Origin of the sequence: Agrobacterium tumefaciens, assembly GCF_009649785.1 — a bacterium.
GTDB classification, from domain to species: domain Bacteria; phylum Pseudomonadota; class Alphaproteobacteria; order Rhizobiales; family Rhizobiaceae; genus Agrobacterium; species Agrobacterium tumefaciens.
In genome coordinates this window covers 53,862-76,784 of record NZ_WJOK01000025.1, presented here as the reverse complement: position 1 = coordinate 76,784, position 22,923 = coordinate 53,862, and the positions used below count along the sequence as shown (strand labels likewise).

Sequence of the window (22,923 nt, the reverse complement as noted above, 5' to 3'; positions counted from 1 at the left end):
TCCTCAGTGGAAGTTTCTGGATTTGATCTTCAGATTATCGATGTGCAGGTCTGGAATATAGATATCCCTGACTTGCGTAGCGGGCTTCGGATTATCACGCGGATCCGGCCCTCCTCCGTGCTTGACCTGGTCGCCGCGACCATGGGGCAGGGGGAAGTCACCGAGTCCGCCGTCACGGTTCCCAACGCTTGCCAGGTCAGTCGAGAAATCGAACAGGCGCTGGGCAACGAGGTGAACGACCTCACCTTCCCGCTGGATGCGGCCGTTGATCGCCATCATGCTCGCCGTCATAAGGACCCGCCGCTGGCGCTCGAACAGCGATGGCCAGACCACCGCATTGACGATACCCGTCTCGTCTTCCAGCGTGAGAAACATCACGCCCTTCGCCGATCCCGGCCGCTGTCGCACGAGAACCAGGCCGGCGGTCCAAAGCCATTTTCCGTCGCGCTGTCCCATCGCCTCGGCGCAGGTGACGATGCCTTTGCGGTCGAGGTCTTTTCGGAGAAACGAAACCGGATGGGCTCGCAGCGTAAGACCGGTGTGTGAGTAGTCCTCGACGACCTCCCTGCCCTCGGTCATGGATTTCAACGCGACTTCGGGCTCCTGCATCTCGGCGATCACCTTGGCTTCGCGCTCAGCGGCCGCCGCCCAAAGCTCCAAGGGTTCATTACGGAGCGCCTTGATATCCCAGAGTGCCTGACGTCGTTCCAGTTGCAGCGATGGCAGGAAAGCATCCGCTTCGGCAAGCTTGACCAGCGAGGACGGTGAAACACCGGAGCGTCGCCACATGTCGTCGGCCGAGACAAATGGATGCTCTGCGCGCGCCAGGATAATTCGTGCGGCGTCGTTGGTGGACAATCCCTTCACGACACGCATTCCGAGACGAACAGCAAACCGGTCGGAATTGCCGATCCGCTCCATCGTGCAGTCCCAGCGGGAGCGGTTTACACATACAGGTCGAACTTCGACATCGTGGTTTCGAGCGTCCTGGACAATCTGGGCAACACTGTAGAAGCCCATGGGCTGACTGTTGAGCAAGGCTGCACAAAAAACGTCTGGGTGGTGGCATTTCACCCATGAACTCGCATAGGCGATCAACGCGAAGCTGGCGGCATGACTTTCGGGAAAGCCATAGGAGCCGAAGCCTTCGAGTTGGGTGAAGGTTCTTTCCGCAAACTCCCGGCTGTAGCCGTTCTTGACCATGCCCTCGACGAGCTTGTCCTTGAACTTGCTGACTCCGCCGGTGAACTTGAACGTTGCCATGGCGCGCCTGAGTTGGTCCGCCTCACCGGCAGTAAAACCCGCGCAGGTCATCGCAACCTTCATCGCGCTCTCCTGAAACAGGGGAACGCCGAGCGTTTTGCCGAGAACGGCTTCAAGCTCGGGGGTCGGATACTCAACCTTCTCCTTGCCCTCCCGCCGCCTCAGATACGGATGCACCATGTCGCCCTGGATGGGGCCAGGCCGAACGATGGCGACCTGCACGACGAGGTCATAAAATGTCCGGGGTTTTAGCCGCGGCAACATCGCCATCTGGGCGCGGCTTTCGATCTGGAACGTGCCGAGCGTATCGGCCTTGCGGATCATCGCGTAGGTCGCCGGGTCCTCCTGTTCGACATCGGACAGGCCCATCGGAATGTTCTTGTGTTCCTTCAGCAGTTCGAACGATTTCGCCATGCAGGTCAGCATGCCGAGTGCCAGGACGTCGACCTTCATGAATTTGAGGGCCTCGATGTCGTCCTTGTCCCATTCCACCACCTGGCGATCCTTCATGGTCGCCGGTTCGATCGGTACCAGATCGTCCAACCTGTCCTGGGTCAGAACGAAACCGCCCGGATGCTGACCGAGATGCCGGGGCGCGCCCATCAGCTGGGAGCTGAGATCCAGCGCCAGCTTCAAGCGGTAATCCCCGATGTTCATGTTGTTGTCCTTGAGTTGCTTCTCACCGACACCTTCCGACCATCCCCAGACGCCGGAGGAAAGCTGTGTAATCAGGTCTTCCGGCAACCCTAAGGCTTTACCGACATCACGCAGCGCGCCTTTGGCACGGTAGCGGGTGACGGTGGAACAGAGGGCGGAGCGGGAGCGTCCGTAAGTCTCGTAGATCCATTGAATAACTTCTTCGCGGCGGGCGTGTTCGAAATCAACGTCGATATCCGGAGGCTCGTCGCGCTCCATCGAGACGAACCGCTCGAATAGCAGGTCGCCCGTCTCCGGGTTAATGCTGGTGATGCCGAGGCAGTAACAAACGGCCGAGTTTGCCGCAGACCCCCTGCCCTGGCAGAGAATGCCTTGCGAGCGGGCAAACCGGACGATGCTGTAGACGGTGAGGAAGTACGGTGCGTATCTCATCACCCTGATCAGCTCAAGCTCGTGCAGGATTGCCTTGCGGACCTTGTCCGGGATTCCCTCCGGGTATCGGGTGGCAGCCCCTTCCCAGGCAAACTTGGTCAGCGACTGCTGGGCATCAAGGCCTGGCACGAGCGCCTCTTCCGGATACTGATATTGCAACTCGCTCATGTCGAACCGACAGCGCTCGACGATTTCGCGCGTTCGAGCCAGCGCTTCCGGATATTCCGAAAAAAGCCGGTGCATTTCTTCCGTTGCTTTCAAGAACCGATCGGCATGCCGCTCGCGATCGAAGCCGACGCTGTCTATGGTGGTGCGGTTGCGAATGCAGGTGACGATGTCCTGCAGCTGCCGGCGGCTGGGATCATGAAACTGCACATCATTGGTGACGACCGTTTTGACCTTGTGTCTCACCGCCATGTTGGAAAGATTGTGAAGCCGCAGGCGATCGTTCGGACGACGGCGCAGGCATAGCGAAACGTAGGCCCTGTCGCCGAACATCGCGGCGATCTTCCTGAGCTGGCCCGCGGTGGTCTCATCGGCCTCATCCGGGACAAGGACGGCAATCAGGCCAGCGCTATAGGCTTCGACATCAGACAGATCGAGGATGCACTTGCCTTTACCTCCCCGGCTTTTGCCGAGAGACAGCAGCCGCGTCAGTCTCGAATAGGCTGACCGATCGGTCGGGTAGACCAGGATCGACATGCCGTCGGAAAGATCTAGACGGCAGCCCACGACCAGCCTCACGCCTGTGGATTTTGCCGCCTCCCATGCCCGCACGATCCCGGCAAGCGAGTTGCGATCGACCACTCCAAGGGCGTCGATGCCGAGGGCTGCTGCGGTGGCGAACAGTTCCTCCGCGGAACTGGCACCGCGCAGGAACGAGAAATGCGTGGTGACCTGAAGTTCAGCATATCTCATCCGAACACCCCATGCAGAAACCAAAGGTGCGACCCTGTGTCGGCATCCACGCCGTCACCGGCGCGATAAACCCAGTAGCGTTCCCCTGCCTCGTCCTCGACGACAAAATAGTCGCGAACGGCGGCATGTTCTTTCGGACGAAGCCACCATTCGCCGAATATCCGCTCCGGTCCGTCTGCCCGCTTCACACGGCGGCGCTTGCCGCGCCAGGTGAACACGGCGGGCGGCTGGTCGGGGAGCAGAGCGGTTACGTCGATCCGTTCGGGGTTTGCCAGTAGCCGCGACGGCCTTGGCCATTTCGCGGCCCATGTCGCTCTGGTTTCGTCGGCCGTCGGCCCAATCCGCTTCACCGACCGCTCGGGAACGTCGGAGGCGACGGGCGTCACGCGGTAAAGCCGCTGGCCACGATTGCCGAGAATGTCGACAAGCGGTGTGACGTCGACCACGGTTTCTTCGATCAGAGAGGATGCAGCCTGTCGCTCCTCGAGTGGTTCTGCCATGATGGCGGACAAGCACCAGCCGCTCTATGCCGAAGCCCGGATCGATTTTCTCGATCCGGTCGCAGAGAAGCTTTGACAGCCGGGCGGGGTCACGTACCGGTTTTGCCAGTCCGGCTCGAATGCACTGCCGCGTGTTGTCGACACGGTAGATGACAAGATCGGAACGCCTGACGCCGAGGCCGCGTGTCTCCAGCTTGACCGTGAGTTCGCCGACCAGTCGACGCACATATTTGGCGATCGTCTCGGCCGCGCCGATCGGCTCCTGGAAGTTCTTCGCTGCCTCGACCAACTCCGGAGTGCGCAGCGGTTCGATCGGTTCTGCCATTCGCCCAAACAGTTGATCCAGCCGCCGGCCAACTTCGGGCCCATATCTGAGCGTCAAGGGTGCGCGCGGCATGGCAGAGAGTTCACCGACGGTCTCGACGCCCATCACCCGCAGTCCGTGGATTGTGTCAGCTGGAAGACGCAGACAGTGGATCGGCAAGTCGGTCACCGCTTTCGCAACGCCGCCGACCGGGACGACCGTCGTTTCAGCCGGCGTCACGCGGGTGATCGCATGCGCTGCTCCCCAGGTATCGGCGACGGCAGCACGTGCGGTCAGGCCTCGTCCTCTCAACCCGTTGACCAACCCGGAGATCAGCAGATCTTCGCCGCCTTGCAAGTGGTCGGCCCCTTCCGTGTCCAAGACGATACCGTCCGCGCCATCGACGGTGACGACCGGGCTATATTGCCGGAGCGCCCATAGCGCGAGGCGCTCGATGGCTGCAGCGTCGGCACTAGGATCAGCATCGACCATTGTGAGGTTGGCGACTACGGCCTGGGCTTTGCTCGCGGGCATGCCGACCTTGAGTCCCAGTTTTCGCGCGGCGGTGTCGGCAGCCGAGATCCACCGCTTCGACCCTGACCTGGAGATGACGACGAGCGGCTGGTCAGCTGGCACGGCTCCCTCTCCATGTCGACGTATCCGGTCTGTTGGCAGAGTGGGGAAGTAAACACACACGACCCTTGGCATCACAGGCTCCTAATTCGAACTCAGCACACTCGCCTGCTTTCACACGCATCAATTCCAGCAGCCATCGGGCCCGACCGACCCCTGCCACTGGCAGCTGCTCCGACGGAAGCACGCTCACTCTCCATCGTGTCGTTGACGCGGTCGGATTGCCGAAGTCCGACGCTTCCGTTTGCCGCCGCCATCTGCGGACGACGAGCCCCATGGTCCCTGTTTTTTCGCAAGCCAACTGCAGCCGCCGGGATGCGACCATCGGCAATCGAACCAGTTCACCGACCACCGCTGCTAAACCACCGAAGGAGAGCCCTTCTTCCATAGACGCCAGGACGTCCTCCTCCTTATCGCCTTCGCAGAAAATCACGCGGTCGGGATGCAAGCCTGCCTGGGCGATGGCGGGGAAAAACAGGTCAGGTCTCGTCAGGCACCAGAGGACCTTGCCTTTAGAGCGTGCGGCAATGCCAGCAGCAAACAATGCTGCAGCCGCGCCATCGACCGTGCCGGCTCCGCCGCCTGCTATCTCGTGAAGAGCGCCGTACGATAGCCCACCACCCGGCAATCGCTCGTCCATCTCGCGGACGCCGAATGGCAGTACGACGGCCTTCTTCGCCGTACTGCCTTCCAGGTGGGAAATACGGTCTCTGAGTTCCTCGATGACCCGAGGATTATGGGCGCGCGACATCGTTCACAGACCTCCTCAGGTTCGCGTTGCATGGACTTCATGTCCCCGAAAAATTGGTGACGTTCCTCTTTTGTTCCGTCGCTTGCAAAGAGTCAAGAGATTCAAAAATGGCAATTTGGCCCAAACTTACACACCGGAAAAAATGCCGAGACGAATCAAGACTCTAACTATTTTGACTTTCGCAATTGTTTTTACGGTGTGATGATCGGCCCGGTACCCCTCTGAATTAACGTCGGATCATAATGCTCTTTCGATCCTTTGCCGCATTTGCCATCGCCGCAGTTTGCCTCGTGATCGTCGCAAGCGGTTCTCATTCGCAGCCAATGCCGCCAGTTGCGACGATGTCCAAGCCAGAGCTTCGGCGGCTCTGCCGTGCGGGAAGTGCAGAAGCGTCCGTGCTGCCTGAAGCCGACGCAAATTCGATCCTTCAAGATTATGAGCAGTCACGGGCGGCCTGCGACCGGCTGGTGGAGGCCTCAGGCCTTCAGGGCGACGCACTGGTTGACGCGCTACTCGACCGCGCGGACTTTGAGGCGCCAGGGCAAGACGACAAATACGAACGGGCCTTGGCCGACTATGCCCGCGCGATCGAGCTATCCCCCGGCTCCGCTGATGCTTACTGGCGGCGAGGCAAGGCAAACCTTCTCTATGCGCGTAATCTCCCGACTGCCTTAAAGGATCTCGATGAGGCCATTCGCATCGACACATCCCAAGCGGAGTTCTTTGTTACCCGTGCCTCGATCCTAAGCTGGCTTGGGGAGCCGGCACGGGCCCTGGTCGATCTTAATCAAGCGCTTGGGCACGATCCTCATTCGGTACATGCGTTGACCAACCGCGGCCTTGCTTACTTCAACGATGGCGACACCTCTCGGGCCATTGTTGACTTCGACGCCGCCATAAAACTTTCTCCGAATGATTCAGGACTCTATGGCTTTCGCGCCGCAGCCCGGCGGGCGTCCGGCAACAACACGGGGGCAAAGGCGGATGATGCGAAGATGACTGAGCTGATGTTTAAACAAGCTCAGTAAGGACAAGTGCGGCGGCTCTTGCCGCCCGCCTTTATTATTACGTGTGACCTCGAAAAAGCATCACGTGACTGCCAGATCAAAGACGATAACGGTCGCGCGGACGGTGCGCTGCCCGGAGTCTTCCGTCCTTCTCACCCCTTCGAAACTCTCATTGCCCCGACATCGCCGAAAATGCGTTGAACGGCCGCGATTTGATCCGCAGCGATGTCGACAGAGACCTCAATGTCGCCGTCGAGGGCGCCGTCATGGCGGGTCCCATCGGCGTGCGAGGCGTCTCCGCCGGATGCGCGCGAACCGGATGTGTTTTCACTCGTGGCCGGCTGTACGAAGATGTCGGGCCGCGATACGCCCTGCTGTTGAACGAGATGCTCGACCGCCAGGTCGGCCGCCTCACGCGTTGAGAAACTCGCGCGGATGGTAACGGTGCTGTCGTCTGCCATGATAATCTCCTTTGGCTTTGATGAAAGTGAAACTCTCAGGGTGCGCCGTTGTTGCGAAGTTTTCTGTCTTCTCCCCGGCGAGCGGCCCGCCGGACTGGTCGAAGCTCTTCTAAAGTCGGCTGCCACCACTCAGCGCCTTCCGCGTGTGCTACCTTCGCAGGCCATGTGCGTACGAGTTCGTCCAACCTCGGCTTGCGCCACAGCCCCCAGACGTGATCTTCCGTGACGCCCGGATAGAATTCTGCCATCGCCTCTGGATCGACAAGTTCCCCGGTGATCTCAGTGAAGATTACCAGGCCATATTGAATGCCGACGACACGGTCCAAAGGAGGAAGGTCTTCGCTTGCGAGAGGGTATCGCCGCCTTTTCCGCTCAGCCGAGCGTCGTTTCGACTTCGCCTCCTCTTCCGAGCCTTTCCGGGCTTCAGCTCGACGCCGCCGTTCCTCAGGCTCATTCCTTCTCGCCGCCCCCTCGATTGCCGGCCAGTGGCTGCGAAGCTCTTCATATGAACGGTAGGGGACATGCCAGATCTTCTGGTCACCATCCCACCGCGAATAGGGGATCTCGCGCAGTTCGTCGACGACCGTGCGCGAATAAGGTGTCCTGATCAGGAAGCCCGCTTTTCCGAGTACAAGATAGCAGCTCTCGATCGGGTCGAACTCGAATGCATCCCTGCCCTTTGCGTCGGCGAACACATCAGCCTCTGCTTCGAGTTCGGCAAGCCACCGCCCAACACGTCGTGCGGCAGTCTTGCCTGGCACGAACCATGCCTTCCGGGTGTCGCTCCATCGCGCCCTGGGGAAACGCGCCCGAAATTGCTCGACAGTCATGCGGTCGAACGGAAAGGACACCGTCTCTCCTGGCGCGGCTTCGACATTCTCCGTTGTTTGCTCGTCGCTCATGCTGTGGAAACGGCTATGTTGACCGACAGTTTCAATCTTCCACGAAAAGGCTCAGCCGCATACGGTGTTGGTTGGAACTAAATTACGGCTGGACTCTTCTCAGTGTCGAGGTTCCAGGCCGTGTCAACCGGACGTGGCAGGGATGACGAACGCGGTGGTTTTTCCAGTTTCTCATCGCGGCCAACGAAACGGCAGTCGAGCGTCCAACCTGTCCGGCCGGGCCTCATCCCGCTTTCATTGGAGGCGGGAGGCGGAGTTGTACCGGGGACTGCCATGGCCAGCGACAAGCTTTCGACCTACAAGCAGAAACGCGATTTCCAGAAGACGCAGGAGCCGAGCGGCGCAGCGAAGCTGAAGGCGTCCAACCGCAGGCGCTTCGTAATTCAGAAACATGACGCAACGCGGCTGCATTACGACTTGCGGCTCGAACTCGATAGCGTCTTCAAATCTTGGGCTGTCACCAAGGGACCTTCGCTTGATCCGCACGACAAGCGCTTGGCCGTCGAGGTCGAAGACCATCCGTTGGACTATGGCGACTTCGAGGGGACTATTCCGAAAGGCCAATATGGCGGCGGAACTGTCATGCTCTGGGATCGCGGCTATTGGGAGCCGGAAGGCAACAAGACGCCGGAGCAGGCTCTCGCCAAAGGGGATTTCAAGTTCACGCTGGAGGGAGAGCGGCTGCATGGCAGCTTCGTGCTGGTGCGGATGCGCAATGACCGCGACGGGAGCAAGCGGACGAATTGGCTGCTGATCAAGCATCACGACGATTTCTCGGTCGAGGAAAACGGCGCGGCCGTGCTTGAGGAAAACGCCACATCTGTGGCCTCGGGCCGAACCATGGATGCGATCGCCGCCGGCAAGGGCAGGAAGCCAAAACCGTTCATGGTGCAGAGCGGCGACGTTCAGGCGGATGCCGTTTGGGATAGCAATCACGGGCTGGCGGCGGAGGAACGTGCCGCGGACACGAAGACAAAGCGCAAGCCGGCGCCGAAAAAGCCGGCAAAGTCCGCGATGCCGGAGTTCATACCGCCGCAGCTTTGCGAAACGCTGGAACGCCCGCCCTCAGCCAATGGCTGGATCCACGAGATCAAATTTGACGGCTACCGCATCCAGGCGCGCATCGAAGACGGCGAGGTGACGCTGAAGACCCGCAAGGGCCTGGACTGGACGGGCAAATATCCGGCGATTGCGACATCGGCCTCAAACTTGCCTGACGCCATCATCGACGGCGAGATCTGCGCCCTCGACGAAAACGGCGCGCCGGACTTCGCAGCACTTCAGGCGGCGCTGTCGGAAGGCAAGACCGACGAACTGGTCTATTTCGCGTTCGACCTGTTGTTCGAGGGCGGTGACGACCTGCGGCAACTGCCGCTCACCGAGCGGAAGGAACGCCTGCAGACACTACTTGATGATGCCGGTGAGGATCCACGCTTGCGTTTCGTCGAACATTTCGAAACCGGTGGCGACGCGGTCCTGAAATCGGCTTGCAAACTGTCGCTTGAAGGCATTGTCTCGAAACAGGCCGACGCGCCCTATCAATCGGGCCGCACCGACACCTGGGCGAAATCCAAGTGCCGCGCTGGCCATGAGGTCGTGATTGGCGCCTATGCCAAGACCAACGGCAAGTTTCGTTCCCTGTTGGTCGGTGTCTTCCGGGGTGATCACTTCGTCTATGTCGGCCGGGTCGGGACGGGCTACGGTGCCAAAACGGTCGATACGATCTTGCCGAGGCTCAAGAAACTGGAAACCTCAAAGTCGCCCTTTACCGGGATCGGCGCCCCAAAGAAGGTTCCCAACGTGGTCTGGGTCAAACCCGAACTGGTCGCCGAAATCCAGTTCGCCGGCTGGACTGCGGATGGCCTCGTCCGCCAGGCGGCGTTCAAGGGATTGCGCGAGGACAAGCCTGCACACGAAGTCGAGGCAGAAAAGCCGGCATCGCCGGCAAAGACTGATACCCCGACGCCGGCCAAGTCAAAGCCATCAAGGCCGGCACGCGGCAAAAACGCCAAGGCCGAGGTGATGGGCGTGATGATATCCAGCCCGGACAAGGCGCTCTGGCCCGATGCCAACGACGGAGAGCCGGTGACGAAGGAAGATCTTGCCCGCTATCACGAAGCCGTTGGTCCATGGCTGATCGACCATATCAAGGGACGGCCATGCTCGATCATCCGTGCGCCGGATGGCATCGGCGGCGAGCAGTTTTTTCAGCGACATGCAATGCCGGGAACCTCGAACCTGCTCGAACTGGTCAAGGTGTTTGGAGACAAGAAGCCGTATCTGCAGATTGATCGGGTGGAGGGCCTTGCCGCCATTGCCCAGATCGGCGGCGTCGAGCTGCATCCGTGGAATTGCGAACCGCGCCAGCCGGAGGTGCCAGGCCGCCTTGTCTTCGACCTCGATCCCGGTCCAGACGTGCCCTTCTCGACCGTGGTCGAAGCCGCCCGGGAAATGCGCGACCGGCTTGAGGAACTTGGCCTTGTCAGCTTCTGCAAGACCACTGGCGGCAAGGGCCTGCACGTCGTCACGCCGCTCGCGGTAGCGAAGGGCAAGAAGCTGTCCTGGCCCGAGGCAAAGGGTTTTGCACACGATGTCTGCCAACAAATGGCACGCGAGAACGCGGACCTCTACCTTATCAAGATGGCCAAGAACCAACGCAATGGCCGCATCTTCCTCGACTACCTGCGCAATGACCGGATGGCGACGGCGGTTGCACCCTTGTCACCACGCGCAAGGCCCGGCGCCACCGTGTCGATGCCTCTCACGTGGAGCCAGGTGAAGACCGATCTCGACCCGAAACGCTTCACCATCCGCACCGTGCCAGCGCTCCTCCAGAAGACCAGCGCCTGGCAGGATTATTGCGATGGCCAGCGTTCGTTGGAGCAGGCCATCAAACGATTGGCGAAGTCGATGAAACAGGCGGCCAGAGATCGCTGTCGTCAGAAGCCATAGCGCTGGTCAAGTTCTCGAAGGGCAGCCTGAAGCTCATCGATGGAAACCGGCTTCGGCGTTCCGGGAATATGGCGGAACGCCGGCGTCGAATCCAACGCGTAGTAATCCGAAGCCCATGCCGCCAGTATGGTCCGTCTGTCGTCCACGGTGAGACCCGTCGCTTTCACCACATCAAGCGGCCGCTCAATCCGCATGCCCTGAAGCAGGATAGTCGGACCCATCGCCGCGGCATTGCTCGCGGCCTGCTGCAAAATCTGGTCCATGTCGGCCTCCCTAGCGAACGTGCGGATCTTTGTCGTGCCGGCGACCGGAAGCGGCGATGGTATCAATCTCCGGTGCCAGCAGATCGTGCTTCTCGGCGAAGGCTGCGAACAGGCCGCGTGCGGTCTCTGCCTCGATCTCGCCGCGCAGTGCTGCGCCACAGGCCTTCAGCGCCACCGAATAAGCCGTGTCGCGCATTGATACTGGCCATTCGACGAGATGCCGGCAGGCGTCCATAACTGTTCGGACCTTAGCGGGAAAGCCAAGGCCGACAAGGATGATCACAGGTTCTCTGAACATATCGGGTTTCATTGTCTCTCTCCTTCCCAACCCGGAATGTGCGATAGGGCGCCGCGGCCAGCAGCGCCCTTCTCCAAATTTTCAGTCAGGCGGCCTTTTGCGCTTCGATCTGTACCGGGGCGGTCGACTGCACAAGGGCCGGATCCGTCTGGATGTCGATCTTCCGCGGCTTCAACGCCTCCGGAATCTCACGAACGAGATCGATCGACAAAAGACCATTGTTTAAATCGGCGCCATTTACCCTGACATGGTCGGCAAGCTCGAACCGGTGTTCGAACGGACGTCCGGCAATGCCGCGATGCAGGTAGCCTTCGGATGCCGTCTCCTGCTTCTTGCCAGTGACCGTCAGCAGATTGGACTGGAAGGTGATGTCGAGATCATCTCGGGCAAAACCTGCGACCGCGATCGAAATCCGGTAGCTGTCATCGCCGGTCTTGGCGATGTCATAGGGCGGCCAATCACTGATCGAGCGCGCGCGCTGGGCATTTTCGAGGAGATTGAAGACCCGGTCGAAGCCGACGCTCGAGCGAAAAAGAGGTGCGTAGTCGTAAGATGTTGCCATAGCCATATCCTCCTTGAAGCAACATGGGTACAGAAGCGCCGAAAGTCGGTGCTCCCAGCAAAGCCAGCCCTGACTTCAGCGGCTGGCGGCAATCGATTTGGTTTTTGAGAATTTAGGATTCAAGAGCACCGGCCGAAAAAACTTAAGTCCTCGCCGACGGGCTGAAACCCATTGCTCAGTCGAGTCCATAAACAGCGGCATTGTCCTGGATCTCGCGCAACCCTTTGTAAGAAGCGTGCCGCAGATTGCCGTCGTCGGTCCAGCCGCGGAATTCAATTTCCGCGATCAAGGTCGGCTGCGCGAAGACGTAATTCTTGCCTTTGAGCGGCACGACCGGTGTCCTGGTCTTCAGCATGTCGAGCGTCTTTTTCAGATAGGCCGCATCTTTTTCCTTGAAGCCCGTTCCGACGGCGCCAACATAGACCCAATCCTGTCCACGTCTCGCAGCCAGCAGCAGACTGCCAATCCCGCCGCGCGCGACCGCGGACTGCTCATAGCCGACGATCATGAAGCTCTCACTCTGCACGCACTTGATTTTAAGCCAGTCGCCCGTCCGGCCGGATCGGTATGGACGGTCCCGGTGTTTGGCGATAATTCCTTCCAGCCCGAGAGAACAGGCGGTCTCTAGGAGTTCGCCGCCGTCACCCTCTACCTCCTCGGAAAGCTGGATCGCTCCAACCGCACCATCCAACAGATCTGTCAAAAGATGTCGGCGGACTGACAGCTCGGTCTTCGTCAGATCGTGCCCGTCGAAATATAACAGGTCGAAGGCGAAGAGGACGGATTCGCTCGAAGCTCGTTTGCCGCCGCGTCCGCCAAGCGAGCGTTGCAGCGCTCCGAAGTCGGACCTCCCCTGCGCATCGAGCACAACAGCTTCGCCATCCAGAATGGCAGTCCCGACTCCCAGCTCTTTGGCAGCTGCCACGATCGCAGGAAACCGGTGTGTCCAGTCATGGCCGCCGCGGGTAATAATTCGCACGCCTTTCGGCTCGATGTGGACGGCCAGCCGATAGCCGTCCCACTTGATCTCAAAAGCCCAATCCGGACCGATCGGTGGAGCTGCCTTGAGCAAGGCCAGGCATGGCTCAACCCGATCGGGCATCGGATCGAATGGAAGGTTCGGCTGCGCCGGATCGCGCTTGCGGCGCGGCTGCGATTTCGCAGACAGCCCGTCGTCCTGTAGGAGCGGTTTGGCGCGTCGCTTCATTTGCTGGACCGGGTCTCAGCGGCGACCGACTTTTTCAGAGCGTCCATGATGTTGATGACATTGCTCGGCGTTGACTTTGCTGGCGCGGACGGTTTCGCCCTGGCCGGCTTTTTCAGCGCCTTCTTCTTGGCGGCAATGATGTCGAGAAGCCGGTCCTGCACCGGGTCAATGACCATCTTCGGGTCCCAGTGCTGCGTCTGCTTCTTGATGAGTTGCTGTACCAGGGGCATCATCTCGCTGTCCGCCGTCTCGTCGTCGTCGATGCCCGCAAAATACGAGTCTTCATCGCGGACTTCATCCCCGTAGCGCAAAGTCCAAAGGACAATACCCCTGCCACGTGGCTCCAGCATGACGGCGCGTTCGCGGCGCGAGATCACCAGCCGCGAGATACCAACCATGTCCTGGGCCTCCATCGCATCGCGAATGACGGAGAACGCCTCCTGTCCGACCGGATCGTTGGGCGATAGGTAATACGGCGTGTCGAGCCAGATCCATTCAACGCTGTCGCGCGGGGTGAATGTGGAAATGTCGATCGTCTTGGTACTGTCGAGCGCAACGTTCTCCAGCTCCTCGTCCTCCAGCATGATGTATTCGTTCTCGCCGCGCTGGTAGCCTTTGACCTCATCTTCGTCTTTGACCTCTTTGCCGGTGACGCTGTCGACATAGTGGCTGACGACGCGGTTCTGGGTCTCGCGATTGAGCGTGTGGAAACGGACCTTCTCGCTTTCGGAGGTCGCCGGCATCATCTGCACCGGGCACGTGACGAGCGATAGCTTGAGGTAGCCTTTCCAATAGGGACGGACAGCCATGTTCTCCTCCGATCAACCGGCGCGGCGGGTCTGCGACGCCGCGGACTTGGTTTTGGCAGCGGCAGGTTTGGCGGCTTTCTGGCGCGCCGTGCCCTTGTTGGCATTGGCCGCACTCCGTTTCGGCTCCGCCTTCTTTCCACCAATGCCGGCACTTTCTCTGAGTGCCTGCAGAAGATCGCTCGGCTTTGATGCGGCCGGCGCCTTCTTCTTCGGAAGCGCCCTACCCTCGATCTTCGCCTTCACCAGCTCCGCGACGGCAGCCTCGTAGCGGTCGTCGAACGCGCTGGCATCGAAGCTGCCCTTCTTGGTGCCAATGATGTGCTCGGCCAAATCCAGCATTTCGCCTTCGATCTTCAGATCGGGTAGTTCCTCGAACGCCTCTTGAGAGGAGCGCACCTCGTAATCGAAGTTCAGCGTTGTGGCGATCAGCCCTTTGCCATGCGGACGGATGAGGACGGTTCGAACGCGGCGAAAGAGAACGGTCCGGGCAATCGCGGCCACCTTGGCTTTCTTCATGCCGTCGCGCAAAAGCAAGAAAGCATCCGTGCCCATCTTGTCCGGCGCCAGATAGTACGGCTTGTCAAAATAGACGTCGTCGATCTCGTGGCAGGGGATGAAGGCATCGATCTTGAGCGTCTTGTCGCTGTCAGGAACTGCGGCCGCGACCTCCTCGGGCTCAAGGATGATGTATTGGCCGTTTTCGACCTCGTATCCTTTGACCTGCTCGTCACGTTCGACCGGATCGCCGGTCTCGCTGTCAACGAACTCGCGCTTGACCCGGTTTCCGGTCTTGCGGTTCAGCGTATTGAAAGCGATCCTTTCCGAAGATGATGCTGCGGTGTACAGCGCCACCGGACAAGCGACCTCTCCGTATTTGATGAAGCCTTTCCAATTGGCTCTCGGGGCAACCATGACGCAAAACTCCTGACACAACCAATGCGATTCAAGCGAATCAGCATGTAATTGTTCCGAGTCGAAACGAATCAATTTTCAAGGACTTAGCGCGATCATGCCCACTCGTTTTGCGAGTCTGCGCTAGTCTCTTGATTCCCGTGCATCTTTTCCTGGTCACACGCGTTTCTTCGTGGAGCAATCCTGAAGGAGTCCTGCCATGAGCAAGCGCGAACTGATCGATACCGGAACTGACAAGCGTTATGTCCGCCGTGACAAGGAGGGGAAATTCAAAGAGAGTGTCGACGTCTCCCGCTCGCTGTCGGCCGATGCTCGCCACGACGCGAAGCATGATGCGAAACCGGGTCAGGGCGACAAGGGCGATCGAAAGCACTGACGGAAACGCTGGTGAAGCTCGCTACCTACAACGTCAACGGCATCAACGGCCGGCTGGAGGTTTTGCTCCGCTGGCTCGCCGAGGCAAAGCCTGATGTCGTGTGCCTGCAGGAATTGAAGGCGCCAAACGATAAATTCCCGCGCCGCGAGATCGAGCGCGCGGGCTACGGTGCGATCTGGCACGGCCAGAAATCCTGGAATGGTGTGGCAATCCTTGCCAGGGATCAGGAGCCGCGCGAGACACGACGCGGACTGCCGGGAGATCCCGACGACAGTCACAGCCGCTATATCGAGGCTGCCATCGATGGCATCGTCATCGGCTGCCTGTATCTCCCGAATGGCAATCCAGCACCTGGGCCGAAATTCGACTACAAACTCCGCTGGTTTGAGCGACTGCATTCCTACGCCGAGGAACTCTTCGAACTCGACGTTCCTGTGGCTCTGGTCGGCGATTTCAATGTGATGCCGACCGATCTCGATGTCTACAAACCGGAGCGCTGGCGGGACGACGCCCTGTTTCGCCCTGAGGTGCGCGCTGCTTATGCCGAACTCATTGCCATGGGCTGGACGGACGCCGTCAGGCTGCTGCATCCGGAAGAGCGGATCTATACGTTTTGGAAGTATTTCCGCAACGCCTTCGCTCGCGATGCCGGGCTGCGCATCGATCATTTCCTGCTGAGCCCATCGCTACAGGAAAGACTGCAGACCTGCAGCGTCGACAAGTTCGCGCGGGCCTGGGAGCACACCAGCGATCACGCGCCGGTCTGGATTGAACTGGATAATGAATAGCATATCTCAGGGACAATTGGTGCGGTCGTTTCTAGGCTCGTCAACCATGGCGATGGCCGATGAAGAAACAAAGGAGTGACGGCATGCAAGATTTCGACGCCGTGGAGTTCGCAGACCGTCTGGCGGCGATGACAGACGAGGAAGTGTTTGGGCTGATGGAGCGGCTTGAGGAAGCAAGCGAGAGCATTCGTCCTGAAGATCGCGATGACAGCGATGTGTTCGCCCAAATCGCCATGGTGGAGACGGCGATCGAGGATCGGTTTCCGGGCCAGCTTATGGCGCCATACAAGGATTGGCAGCAGCGCCGGGTCGGTGGCTGATCAGGAGGATTTTTGATGAGTGAGAGATCTGAAAATCAGGAACGACTGTTTCAGCAGTTGGATGATGCCGTCGCTGAGATCATCGATCGTTTCGCAAATGAGGGACACGGAACAGCGCGTGTCATAGAGACGCTTCAGGACGTTCTGGCAAAGCGACAGCTCGCCTATGATCGCGACCCTGATCCCGCGGATGAACCGATAGAAGAACCGGCCAACGAGTGGCCCGCAGCCGATAACCCGTCGAACAGAAATGGGGGGTGATCAATGAACAATACGGCAGACCATCCCGCCGCCGTCGAGGCAATATGCAGTCTGACTCGGACGCAAGAAGAAGCGCTTCGAGCAATTGCTTTCTTCCGGCGACAGAGGAAAGTGGGCAGGGGTTGGCTGGTCGGTGACAAGCGGCTGTCGGAGAAGCTTGTCGAGCGACTGGAAAAGATGGAACTCGTCGAGGAGAGCTTCATCCGCGGCGAACCGGTGCTGCAGTTGACCATTGTCGGACAGGCGATCAAGGCGCAGCTACTTCAATAGTCTGCCTGCTCCGGCATCGCATGCGTTGGAAAGACATTCACCTCACTACCTGAAAGCCTAGCCGGGTGACGCTACTGACCAATTTTCTGATATAAAAATTGGTCAGTAGCGGGAGAGTTGCCATTGGTGACCAAATTTTGTATATAATTTTTGGACACAATGTAGGATGACTATGCCGGATCCCACATCTGACACTCTGGAACGCATTCAAAAACGGATCGCCGACGCGGCGCCTTCCGGGGTTTGGTCGCGCTCCGACTTCTTGGATATCGCAACACCGAACGCCGTCGAAAAGGCGCTGCAGAGGCTGACCAATCGCGGCGACATCCGCCGCCCTCATCGTGGTCTTTACGACAAGCCAGCTGTCAGCCAACTGACAGGCACGATGGTGTTTCCGCCACGGGCCTCGTTCATCGATGCAATCGCGCGGCGTGACAAACTTCGTGTTTGCGTCGATGGCATGACGGCTGCCAATGATCTTGGCCTGACGACGGCCGTCCCCGCCAGGTCAACAATCTATGCGGACACATATCCCCGAACCATCGAGATCGAGGCCAATGCCGGGGATGCGGAGGCCACGAAGCCCGTGATCTACATCTTGGACTTCAAGCGTATCTCAGCAAAGACCGCTTTTTGGGCGGGCCGGCCGGCAATGCGAGTGATTCAGGCCCTCCACTGGTTTCGCGACGAGCGATCCAATCTGGAGACCGTTGTCGATGGTATCGTCCGCTACCTGGCACGAAGCCATCATAGGCAGCCGATCGTCGAAGATCTGCGCGAAAACATTCACGCCATCCCAGCCTGGATGTACCGGGCTGTCGAGACGATAACCGCCGATCCGCCACTTCAGGAAGACGGAAACACTCCGCCGGGCCGCGGGGGAATGGATGAACATGCACCAGAGTTTCATTGATATCATCCGCTCAAGCGCTGACGAGCGGCGAGCACTGTTCTCCGCCGCTGCTTCCGAGCTGGAGACGCGAGCCGAGAATGTTGAGAAGGATCTATACGTCTGCTGGGTGCTGGACTTCCTGTTCAACCGCCGCAAAGACGATGCTATCGGTCTCTACTTTAAGGGCGGCACCAGCCTCAGCAAGACATATGGCCTTATAAAGCGTTTTTCTGAAGATATCGACATCGGCATCTACAAGGCAGATCTAAAAGTTCCGCTCGAGGCCGATATCGCAGCACTTCCCTCCGTCAATCAACAGCAAAAGGCTCTGGCCGAGCAGGTGGACGAGGCAGCGCGCCATTATATGTCCGGACCGCTCAAGAGTTTGCTCGATGAGGAAATCGCTGCGGTCGAGGGAGAGACCGGACAATCGGGGCATTTTTCGCTCGACTTCGGATATGATCTCTACCGAAAGAAGGAGGCGCTTGACGTACTCGTTCTGGGATACAAAAGCGTCTTTGACACGAGCGGCGGTTATGTCGAGGCCGCAGTGCGCATCGAAGGCGGGGCACGCCCGGATCCGGTTCCGGCCGAGACGCGAGAGATCATTCCATACGTCGCCTCGGAAATGCCAAAGGGCACTGACCTGACGGTCCAGAATGTAACGACCGTCAAGCCGGAGCGCACTTTCTGGGAGAAAGTTCTGATCCTTCACGCTATGACCGAGATGACCGAAAAACGAAGCATGCCGGATAGTCCCGCGCTGAAAGTTCCAGACCTCAATCGATACTCGCGCCATTATTACGATGTTCATCAAATCTGGACGAATCCCGGCTACGGCAAGGCCACGGCATTGATGCTTGACCTTGCTGAGGCTTGCCGCCGGCATAAGGAGCTGATGTTTCGCGCGCCGGACCATCGATATGATCGAGCCGTTCCCGGTAGTTTTCGGCTGGTGCCGACGCCCGAGATGCGCAAAAAACTCGCATCAGACTACGAGAGAATGTCCGCCATGATATTTGGGACGCCGCCCGAATTTGGGTCTGTCATGGCCAGCATTGAAGAGTTGGAGTCCTTTCTCAACTCAATCGCGGAGCCCTCGATTTGAAGGCAAATGCGAGAGCTAGCCGATCATGAAGTGCCCTGATTGGATCTGAACCAGCCACCCTGTTGGGACAATTCAGTGCGTGGGAGAGGGCTCCGAGCCACACACCAAAGCTGCTTCTCAGCTGGCAGAAAACTTCTGGACAGCGGTGACGTCGAAATAATCGCGCCACTCAACGATCTTGTCCCCTTCTACCTCGAAAATCCCCATGATCATCACACGGCCGATTTCGCTGCCATCGGCGCGCTCAAACCTGTCTAGCCGCTCGGTGAGAACGCGAGATCCATCGGCGGCAATCGCGAGCATGTCGATATGTACCGTGGCGATGCCCATTGATGCTTCCAATCCATCGATCATCGCAATGGCCTCGTCGGCTCCAGTCGTTATTGATACGCCTTCGTTGACCCAGCGCGTGGCGGGTGTGAACCAGTGGCGGACGGCTGGTCTTCCACCGTCTTCAACGAACGCGGTGCAAAATGCCGAAACGGTTTCAATTGGGGTGAGCATGATGGGTTCTCCGAGGCCGTCAGAAGCCCCGATGGCCTCTGTCTTGGCCCGATAATAGGATTTGAACCCCAGGGCCACGATGCCGAAACTTCCGTTACTCTTGCCTGATCTTCCGGAAAGCTTGATAGAACCGGGCAATCTGGTTACGGTGGAACCATGAGCGAACTCGACAAGATACGGACAATCGCAATGCGTCACGCCGGACGTTCGAACCCTAAATTGCCGAGACTGTTTGCCTATACCCTCGACCATACGACCGAGATCGACCCGCTGATTTATGATCCTGCAGCATCTCTGGTGATCCAGGGCACCCAGCGCATGTTCATCGGCGACAAGATGTTCGAGTACGGCCCAGGTCAAAGCATGATCGTAGCGGCCGAGATCGCCGCGCTGGGTCAGGTTTGCGAGGCTTCGCAAGATAGTCCGTTTGTCGCGGTCGGTCTGTTTCTGGATCCGGCTCTGCTGTCCGATCTCGTCCTAGAGATGGCGGCGATGCCGGAGTTGCCGATCGAATCCGGGTACGGCGTGAGTACCGCGAGCGCGTCGCTTCTGGGCGCTTGGGGCAGAATGATGGAACTGCTGGATCGCTCAGCCGAAATTCCGGTCATGGCACAGTCTCTGGAGCATGAACTGATGTTTCGGCTGCTGATGGGGCCGCATGGCGGATTGCTGCGACAGATTGCGGGATCTGACTCGCGCCTGATGCACATTCGAAAAGCAATGGCCTGGATCCGCGACCATTACACCGAGCGTCTCGACTTCAAGGAAACCGCGGCGCGCGCAGGCATGAGCGTCTCCGTCTTTTACGACCGTTTCAAAGCCGTCGCCGCGGTCAGTCCGCTTCAGTATCAGAAGTATATCCGGCTCCACGAGGCGCGCCGACGCATGATCGCGACCCAGGCAGGTGCGGCAGAAGTTGCCTTTGCGGTCGGCTACGAGAGTGCCTCCCAATTCAGCCGGGAGTACAGGCGTCTGTTCGGAGCACCTCCGGGTCTAGACACCAAACGGGCGAAGGCTGGCCTAGGGAGCATCAATTCGCCAAAAGCGCCTGGTGCGCGGTCAGATGTTGCTTGAACCGTCGCTCATAGTCTTGGCCAACCGCCGCGATAACGCTCTCTCGTAGGGACAAAGCCTCGCGCCATCGGCCTAAACGCGGGAGACCCTGAAACATCGTCTGCGTTACAGCCGGGTCGATAAGGCCGAAATACCGGAACACCGGCGCAAACACCACATCGACCATACTGAACATCGAACCAGCGAAGTACGGCCCCTGCCTCACGAGTTCCTCCAGCCTCTCAAGTCGATCCCGCAAGGCAGCACCCTTGGAGTCTGCGGTCACCCGGTCCTTGGCATTCAGGAATTGCCAGGCATCGGTGAGTGTTGCCGTGCCGAACTCGACCCAGCCCCGTTGCAGAGCACGCGGCAGGGCATCGACAGGATAGAGTTTCGCCCCATGCTGCGATTCCTCGAGATATTCGCAGATCACCATGCTTTCGAAGAGGATGACGTCTGGCTCGTTCGCACGGCCTACCCTCAGCAGCGGCACCTTTCCGGTCGGCGATAGCGCCAGAAACCATTCTGGCTTCCAAGCAAGGTCAACATCGATCCTGTCGAAGGGCACGCCCTTTTCCAGAAGCACGATGGCCGCCCTCTGAACGAACGGGCACAGCGGATGGCTGATGAGGGTGAGATGTGGCATGGGTGAATCCTTGAGGTGCTCGGGACGACTTACAGCAACTGCCCCCCCGAGATGTCGAAGGTCGTCCCGTTCGCCCATGCCAGGTCGTCGGACAGAATGGCGGCCACCGCACTGCCTATATCGTCGGGCAAGCCGACACGCCCCAAAGCAATGCCCTGCGCTATATAAGCGTTTACACCTTCGTTGTCGCGCACTGCACCGCCGCCAAAGTCAGTGGCGATGGCGCCTGGCGCGATTGCATTGACGCGGATGCCACGAGCCCCAAGCTCGACGGCCATAAACCGGGTAAGGACCTCTACGGCAGCCTTCGCAGCAGCATAGAGGCTGTAACCGGGCAGTGTGAAACGAACAAAACCCGACGAGACGTTGAGAATCCGCCCGCCGTCCTCGATATGAGGCAGCAGCTTTTGTGTCAGGAAGATAGGTCCGCGCAAATGCGTTGCCATCAGCGAGTCGAATTGATCTTCGGTAGCGTCAGTGAAGTTGGCGAACAGGCCGTTGCCAGCATTGTTGACAAGGACGTCGAACCGGTCACGGCCGAAGTCGGATTTGAGGGTTTCGGCAACATTTTCAGCGAAATTCGGGAAGCTTGCCGTATCCGTTACATCGAGCGCCAACATCTCAATCTTGCCTCCCAGCTCCTCGACTTCCCGGCGCAGAGCGTCCGCCCCCCCCAAACCGCTGCGGTAAGTGCCGATGATGTGAACACCGCGTTTAGCGAGGTGAAGCGCCATGTTGCGGCCGAGCCCGCGGCTAGCTCCGGTGATGAGTGCGATCTTGCTGGTCATGAATGGCTTCCTGGTATTGTCGTGTATGGGAGCTGCGATATTGCAGCCCCTTTCGATGTCTCCAGGATAATGAATGCGGAAGATCATTCTCCACCTGATACGCTCAGCTTCTTGCCTGATTGTCTCAATGGCTTTACGTGACCGCCATAGGGTGCCATAGTTTATCGATGACAAACGAACTCCAGGCCCATCTCGACATTGCCTTACGCCATGCGCCGGCGGGGCTGACCATCACGCCTATCCCTCGGCTGGAAATCAGCGTGGGGCAGGCTACCCCCGGCAAGGCACCCTGTCTTTACCGCTCGATGATCTGTTTCATCCTGCAGGGAAAGAAGGATGTCGCTATCAACGATAGTCTCCTGAGCTACGATCCCGCGCATTACCTGATCAGCGCACTCGATCTGCCGTTGACAGGGCAGATATTTGATCGTGACGACGGCCAGCCCTATGTCGCAGTTTCACTGGTCTTGGACCCGGCGCTGCTTGCCGATGTAGCGGCAACAATTCCACCGGTTCGCGACAACATCCCTCAAGGCGTAGGCATTGCAATCAATCCCGTGACGGCTCAAATGCGCGACACCCTGCTGCGCCTTCTGTCGTTGCTGGACACTCCAGACGACATCGGTGCTCTTGCCCCGATGGCTGAGCGCGAATTGCTCTATCGTCTCCTTCAGGGTCCGCAGGGCCGGCTCTTGCGTCAGATTGCGCAGCCTGAAGGTGCGCTTGGTCGCATTCGTCGCGCCGTGGCCTGGATCAGGGACAATCGCGATACGCAACTGCATATTGAGGCGTTATGCGACGCGAGTGGCATGAGCCGGGCGAGCCTGCATCGCCATTTCCTGGCGATGACAGGGCTTAGTCCGCTACAATATCAGAAGCAGCTTCGGCTCCAGGAAGCACGGCAATTGCTTCTTGCCGGCGATAGCAGCGCATCCGCCGTCGCATTCGCGGTCGGTTACGAGAGCGCTTCGCAATTCAGCCGGGAATATCTTCGCCAGTTCGGCGCGCCGCCTGCGCGAGACATCCGGCAGATACGGGAGTCTATGGCAAGTCCTGCGCTTTGAGCTATCGCCATGGAACTTTTCG

24 protein-coding genes and 1 pseudogene are annotated in these 22,923 nt (G+C 59.2%); 11 read left to right on the top strand and 14 right to left on the bottom strand.

All coding sequences use genetic code 11. The features are described from left to right. Window positions 1–3: 3 nt before the first annotated feature. The 3 genes and pseudogenes from GH784_RS22335 to GH784_RS22325 all read right to left on the bottom strand — a co-directional run bounded on the left by GH784_RS22335 (window position 4) and on the right by GH784_RS22325 (window position 5,458). Entirely contained in the window at window positions 4–3,270 is a 3,267-nt protein-coding gene (locus GH784_RS22335; RefSeq protein WP_153793806.1) for an error-prone DNA polymerase, read from the bottom strand. Beyond that, window positions 3,267–4,782, bottom strand: a pseudogene (locus GH784_RS22330) (Y-family DNA polymerase). The gene GH784_RS22335 and the pseudogene GH784_RS22330 overlap by 4 nt, the downstream one beginning before the upstream one ends. Next, the gene (locus GH784_RS22325; protein ID WP_153793805.1) at window positions 4,700–5,458 is read right to left on the bottom strand and encodes an ImuA family protein; all 759 of its coding nucleotides are present in this window, start codon (window positions 5,456–5,458) and stop codon (window positions 4,700–4,702) included. The pseudogene GH784_RS22330 and the gene GH784_RS22325 overlap by 83 nt, the downstream one beginning before the upstream one ends. Before the next feature lie 242 nt (window positions 5,459–5,700). Here GH784_RS22325 and GH784_RS22320 point away from each other — a divergent pair, with 242 nt between their 5' ends. Beyond that, window positions 5,701–6,486 (top strand): tetratricopeptide repeat protein, encoded by a 786-nt coding sequence (locus GH784_RS22320; protein ID WP_153793804.1) that lies wholly within the window; start codon window positions 5,701–5,703, stop codon window positions 6,484–6,486. A gap of 131 nt (window positions 6,487–6,617) precedes the next feature. Here GH784_RS22320 and GH784_RS22315 read toward each other — a convergent pair whose 3' ends face one another. Both GH784_RS22315 and GH784_RS22310 read right to left on the bottom strand, forming a co-directional pair. Next, a complete protein-coding gene (locus tag GH784_RS22315) occupies window positions 6,618–6,926 on the bottom strand; it encodes a hypothetical protein (RefSeq protein ID WP_153793803.1) in 309 nt (102 codons plus the stop codon). 35 nt (window positions 6,927–6,961) lie between these two features. Beyond that, window positions 6,962–7,828 (bottom strand): hypothetical protein, encoded by an 867-nt coding sequence (locus GH784_RS22310; RefSeq protein WP_153793802.1) that lies wholly within the window; start codon window positions 7,826–7,828, stop codon window positions 6,962–6,964. Window positions 7,829–8,101: 273 nt separating this feature from the next. Here GH784_RS22310 and ligD (GH784_RS22305) point away from each other — a divergent pair, with 273 nt between their 5' ends. Further along, window positions 8,102–10,780 carry a DNA ligase D gene (gene ligD, locus GH784_RS22305; protein ID WP_153793801.1) on the top strand — a complete coding sequence of 893 codons (2,679 nt, stop codon included), beginning with the start codon at window positions 8,102–8,104 and terminating at the stop codon, window positions 10,778–10,780. Here ligD (GH784_RS22305) and GH784_RS22300 read toward each other — a convergent pair. The 6 genes from GH784_RS22300 to ku (GH784_RS22275) form a co-directional block, all read right to left on the bottom strand. Then, a complete protein-coding gene (locus GH784_RS22300) occupies window positions 10,768–11,043 on the bottom strand; it encodes a hypothetical protein (protein WP_153793800.1) in 276 nt (91 codons plus the stop codon). The two genes, ligD (GH784_RS22305) and GH784_RS22300, sit on opposite strands and share 13 nt — an antisense overlap. Before the next feature lie 10 nt (window positions 11,044–11,053). Continuing rightward, window positions 11,054–11,353 (bottom strand): DUF982 domain-containing protein, encoded by a 300-nt coding sequence (locus GH784_RS22295; protein WP_153793799.1) that lies wholly within the window; start codon window positions 11,351–11,353, stop codon window positions 11,054–11,056. Window positions 11,354–11,426: 73 nt separating this feature from the next. After that, window positions 11,427–11,903 carry an Hsp20 family protein gene (locus GH784_RS22290; protein ID WP_153793798.1) on the bottom strand — a complete coding sequence of 159 codons (477 nt, stop codon included), beginning with the start codon at window positions 11,901–11,903 and terminating at the stop codon, window positions 11,427–11,429. A gap of 175 nt (window positions 11,904–12,078) precedes the next feature. Beyond that, a complete protein-coding gene (ligD, locus tag GH784_RS22285; protein ID WP_153793797.1) occupies window positions 12,079–13,110 on the bottom strand; it encodes a non-homologous end-joining DNA ligase in 1,032 nt (343 codons plus the stop codon). Next, the gene (gene ku, locus GH784_RS22280; RefSeq protein WP_153793796.1) at window positions 13,107–13,919 is read right to left on the bottom strand and encodes a non-homologous end joining protein Ku; all 813 of its coding nucleotides are present in this window, start codon (window positions 13,917–13,919) and stop codon (window positions 13,107–13,109) included. Before ku (GH784_RS22280) ends, ligD (GH784_RS22285) begins: the two co-directional genes overlap by 4 nt. A 12-nt stretch (window positions 13,920–13,931) precedes the next feature. Continuing rightward, the gene (gene ku, locus GH784_RS22275) at window positions 13,932–14,831 is read right to left on the bottom strand and encodes a non-homologous end joining protein Ku (RefSeq protein WP_153793795.1); all 900 of its coding nucleotides are present in this window, start codon (window positions 14,829–14,831) and stop codon (window positions 13,932–13,934) included. 199 nt (window positions 14,832–15,030) lie between these two features. On the opposite strand from ku (GH784_RS22275), the gene GH784_RS22270 reads away from it, so the two are divergent. The 7 genes from GH784_RS22270 to GH784_RS22240 all read left to right on the top strand — a co-directional run bounded on the left by GH784_RS22270 (window position 15,031) and on the right by GH784_RS22240 (window position 18,846). Then, a complete protein-coding gene (locus GH784_RS22270; RefSeq protein WP_010974312.1) occupies window positions 15,031–15,207 on the top strand; it encodes a hypothetical protein in 177 nt (58 codons plus the stop codon). Window positions 15,208–15,218: 11 nt separating this feature from the next. Then, window positions 15,219–15,995 (top strand): exodeoxyribonuclease III, encoded by a 777-nt coding sequence (xth, locus tag GH784_RS22265; RefSeq protein WP_323131489.1) that lies wholly within the window; start codon window positions 15,219–15,221, stop codon window positions 15,993–15,995. An 83-nt stretch (window positions 15,996–16,078) separates the two neighbouring features. Beyond that, a complete protein-coding gene (locus GH784_RS22260) occupies window positions 16,079–16,315 on the top strand; it encodes a hypothetical protein (protein ID WP_153793793.1) in 237 nt (78 codons plus the stop codon). A 15-nt stretch (window positions 16,316–16,330) separates the two neighbouring features. Continuing rightward, complete coding sequence (locus tag GH784_RS27215) at window positions 16,331–16,576, top strand: hypothetical protein (protein WP_194842990.1); 246 nt, start codon at window positions 16,331–16,333, stop codon at window positions 16,574–16,576. Between the two features lie 3 nt (window positions 16,577–16,579). Continuing rightward, window positions 16,580–16,846: a hypothetical protein gene (locus GH784_RS22250; protein WP_153793792.1), complete on the top strand. Its 267-nt coding sequence runs from the start codon at window positions 16,580–16,582 to the stop codon at window positions 16,844–16,846. A gap of 172 nt (window positions 16,847–17,018) precedes the next feature. Then, a complete protein-coding gene (locus GH784_RS22245; RefSeq protein WP_153793815.1) occupies window positions 17,019–17,759 on the top strand; it encodes a DUF6088 family protein in 741 nt (246 codons plus the stop codon). Further along, the gene (locus GH784_RS22240; protein ID WP_153793791.1) at window positions 17,740–18,846 is read left to right on the top strand and encodes a nucleotidyl transferase AbiEii/AbiGii toxin family protein; all 1,107 of its coding nucleotides are present in this window, start codon (window positions 17,740–17,742) and stop codon (window positions 18,844–18,846) included. Before GH784_RS22245 ends, GH784_RS22240 begins: the two co-directional genes overlap by 20 nt. Window positions 18,847–18,963: 117 nt before the next feature. Here the strand turns inward: GH784_RS22240 and GH784_RS22235 are convergent, their stop codons facing one another. After that, window positions 18,964–19,350, bottom strand: a complete 387-nt coding sequence (locus GH784_RS22235; RefSeq protein ID WP_153793790.1) for a limonene-1,2-epoxide hydrolase — start codon at window positions 19,348–19,350, stop codon at window positions 18,964–18,966. A gap of 156 nt (window positions 19,351–19,506) precedes the next feature. Between GH784_RS22235 and GH784_RS22230 the strand changes: the two genes are divergently transcribed. Continuing rightward, window positions 19,507–20,424: an AraC family transcriptional regulator gene (locus GH784_RS22230; protein ID WP_153793789.1), complete on the top strand. Its 918-nt coding sequence runs from the start codon at window positions 19,507–19,509 to the stop codon at window positions 20,422–20,424. Here GH784_RS22230 and GH784_RS22225 read toward each other — a convergent pair. Both GH784_RS22225 and GH784_RS22220 read right to left on the bottom strand, forming a co-directional pair. Then, on the bottom strand, window positions 20,381–21,049 hold the full coding sequence (locus GH784_RS22225) for a glutathione S-transferase family protein (RefSeq protein WP_153793788.1): 669 nt from the start codon (window positions 21,047–21,049) through the stop codon (window positions 20,381–20,383). The two genes, GH784_RS22230 and GH784_RS22225, sit on opposite strands and share 44 nt — an antisense overlap. Before the next feature lie 29 nt (window positions 21,050–21,078). Continuing rightward, window positions 21,079–21,837, bottom strand: coding sequence for an SDR family NAD(P)-dependent oxidoreductase (locus GH784_RS22220; RefSeq protein WP_153793787.1), 759 nt, complete (start codon window positions 21,835–21,837; stop codon window positions 21,079–21,081). 167 nt (window positions 21,838–22,004) lie between these two features. Here GH784_RS22220 and GH784_RS22215 point away from each other — a divergent pair, with 167 nt between their 5' ends. Further along, window positions 22,005–22,901 (top strand): AraC family transcriptional regulator, encoded by an 897-nt coding sequence (locus GH784_RS22215; RefSeq protein ID WP_003585094.1) that lies wholly within the window; start codon window positions 22,005–22,007, stop codon window positions 22,899–22,901. Window positions 22,902–22,923: the final 22 nt, after the last annotated feature.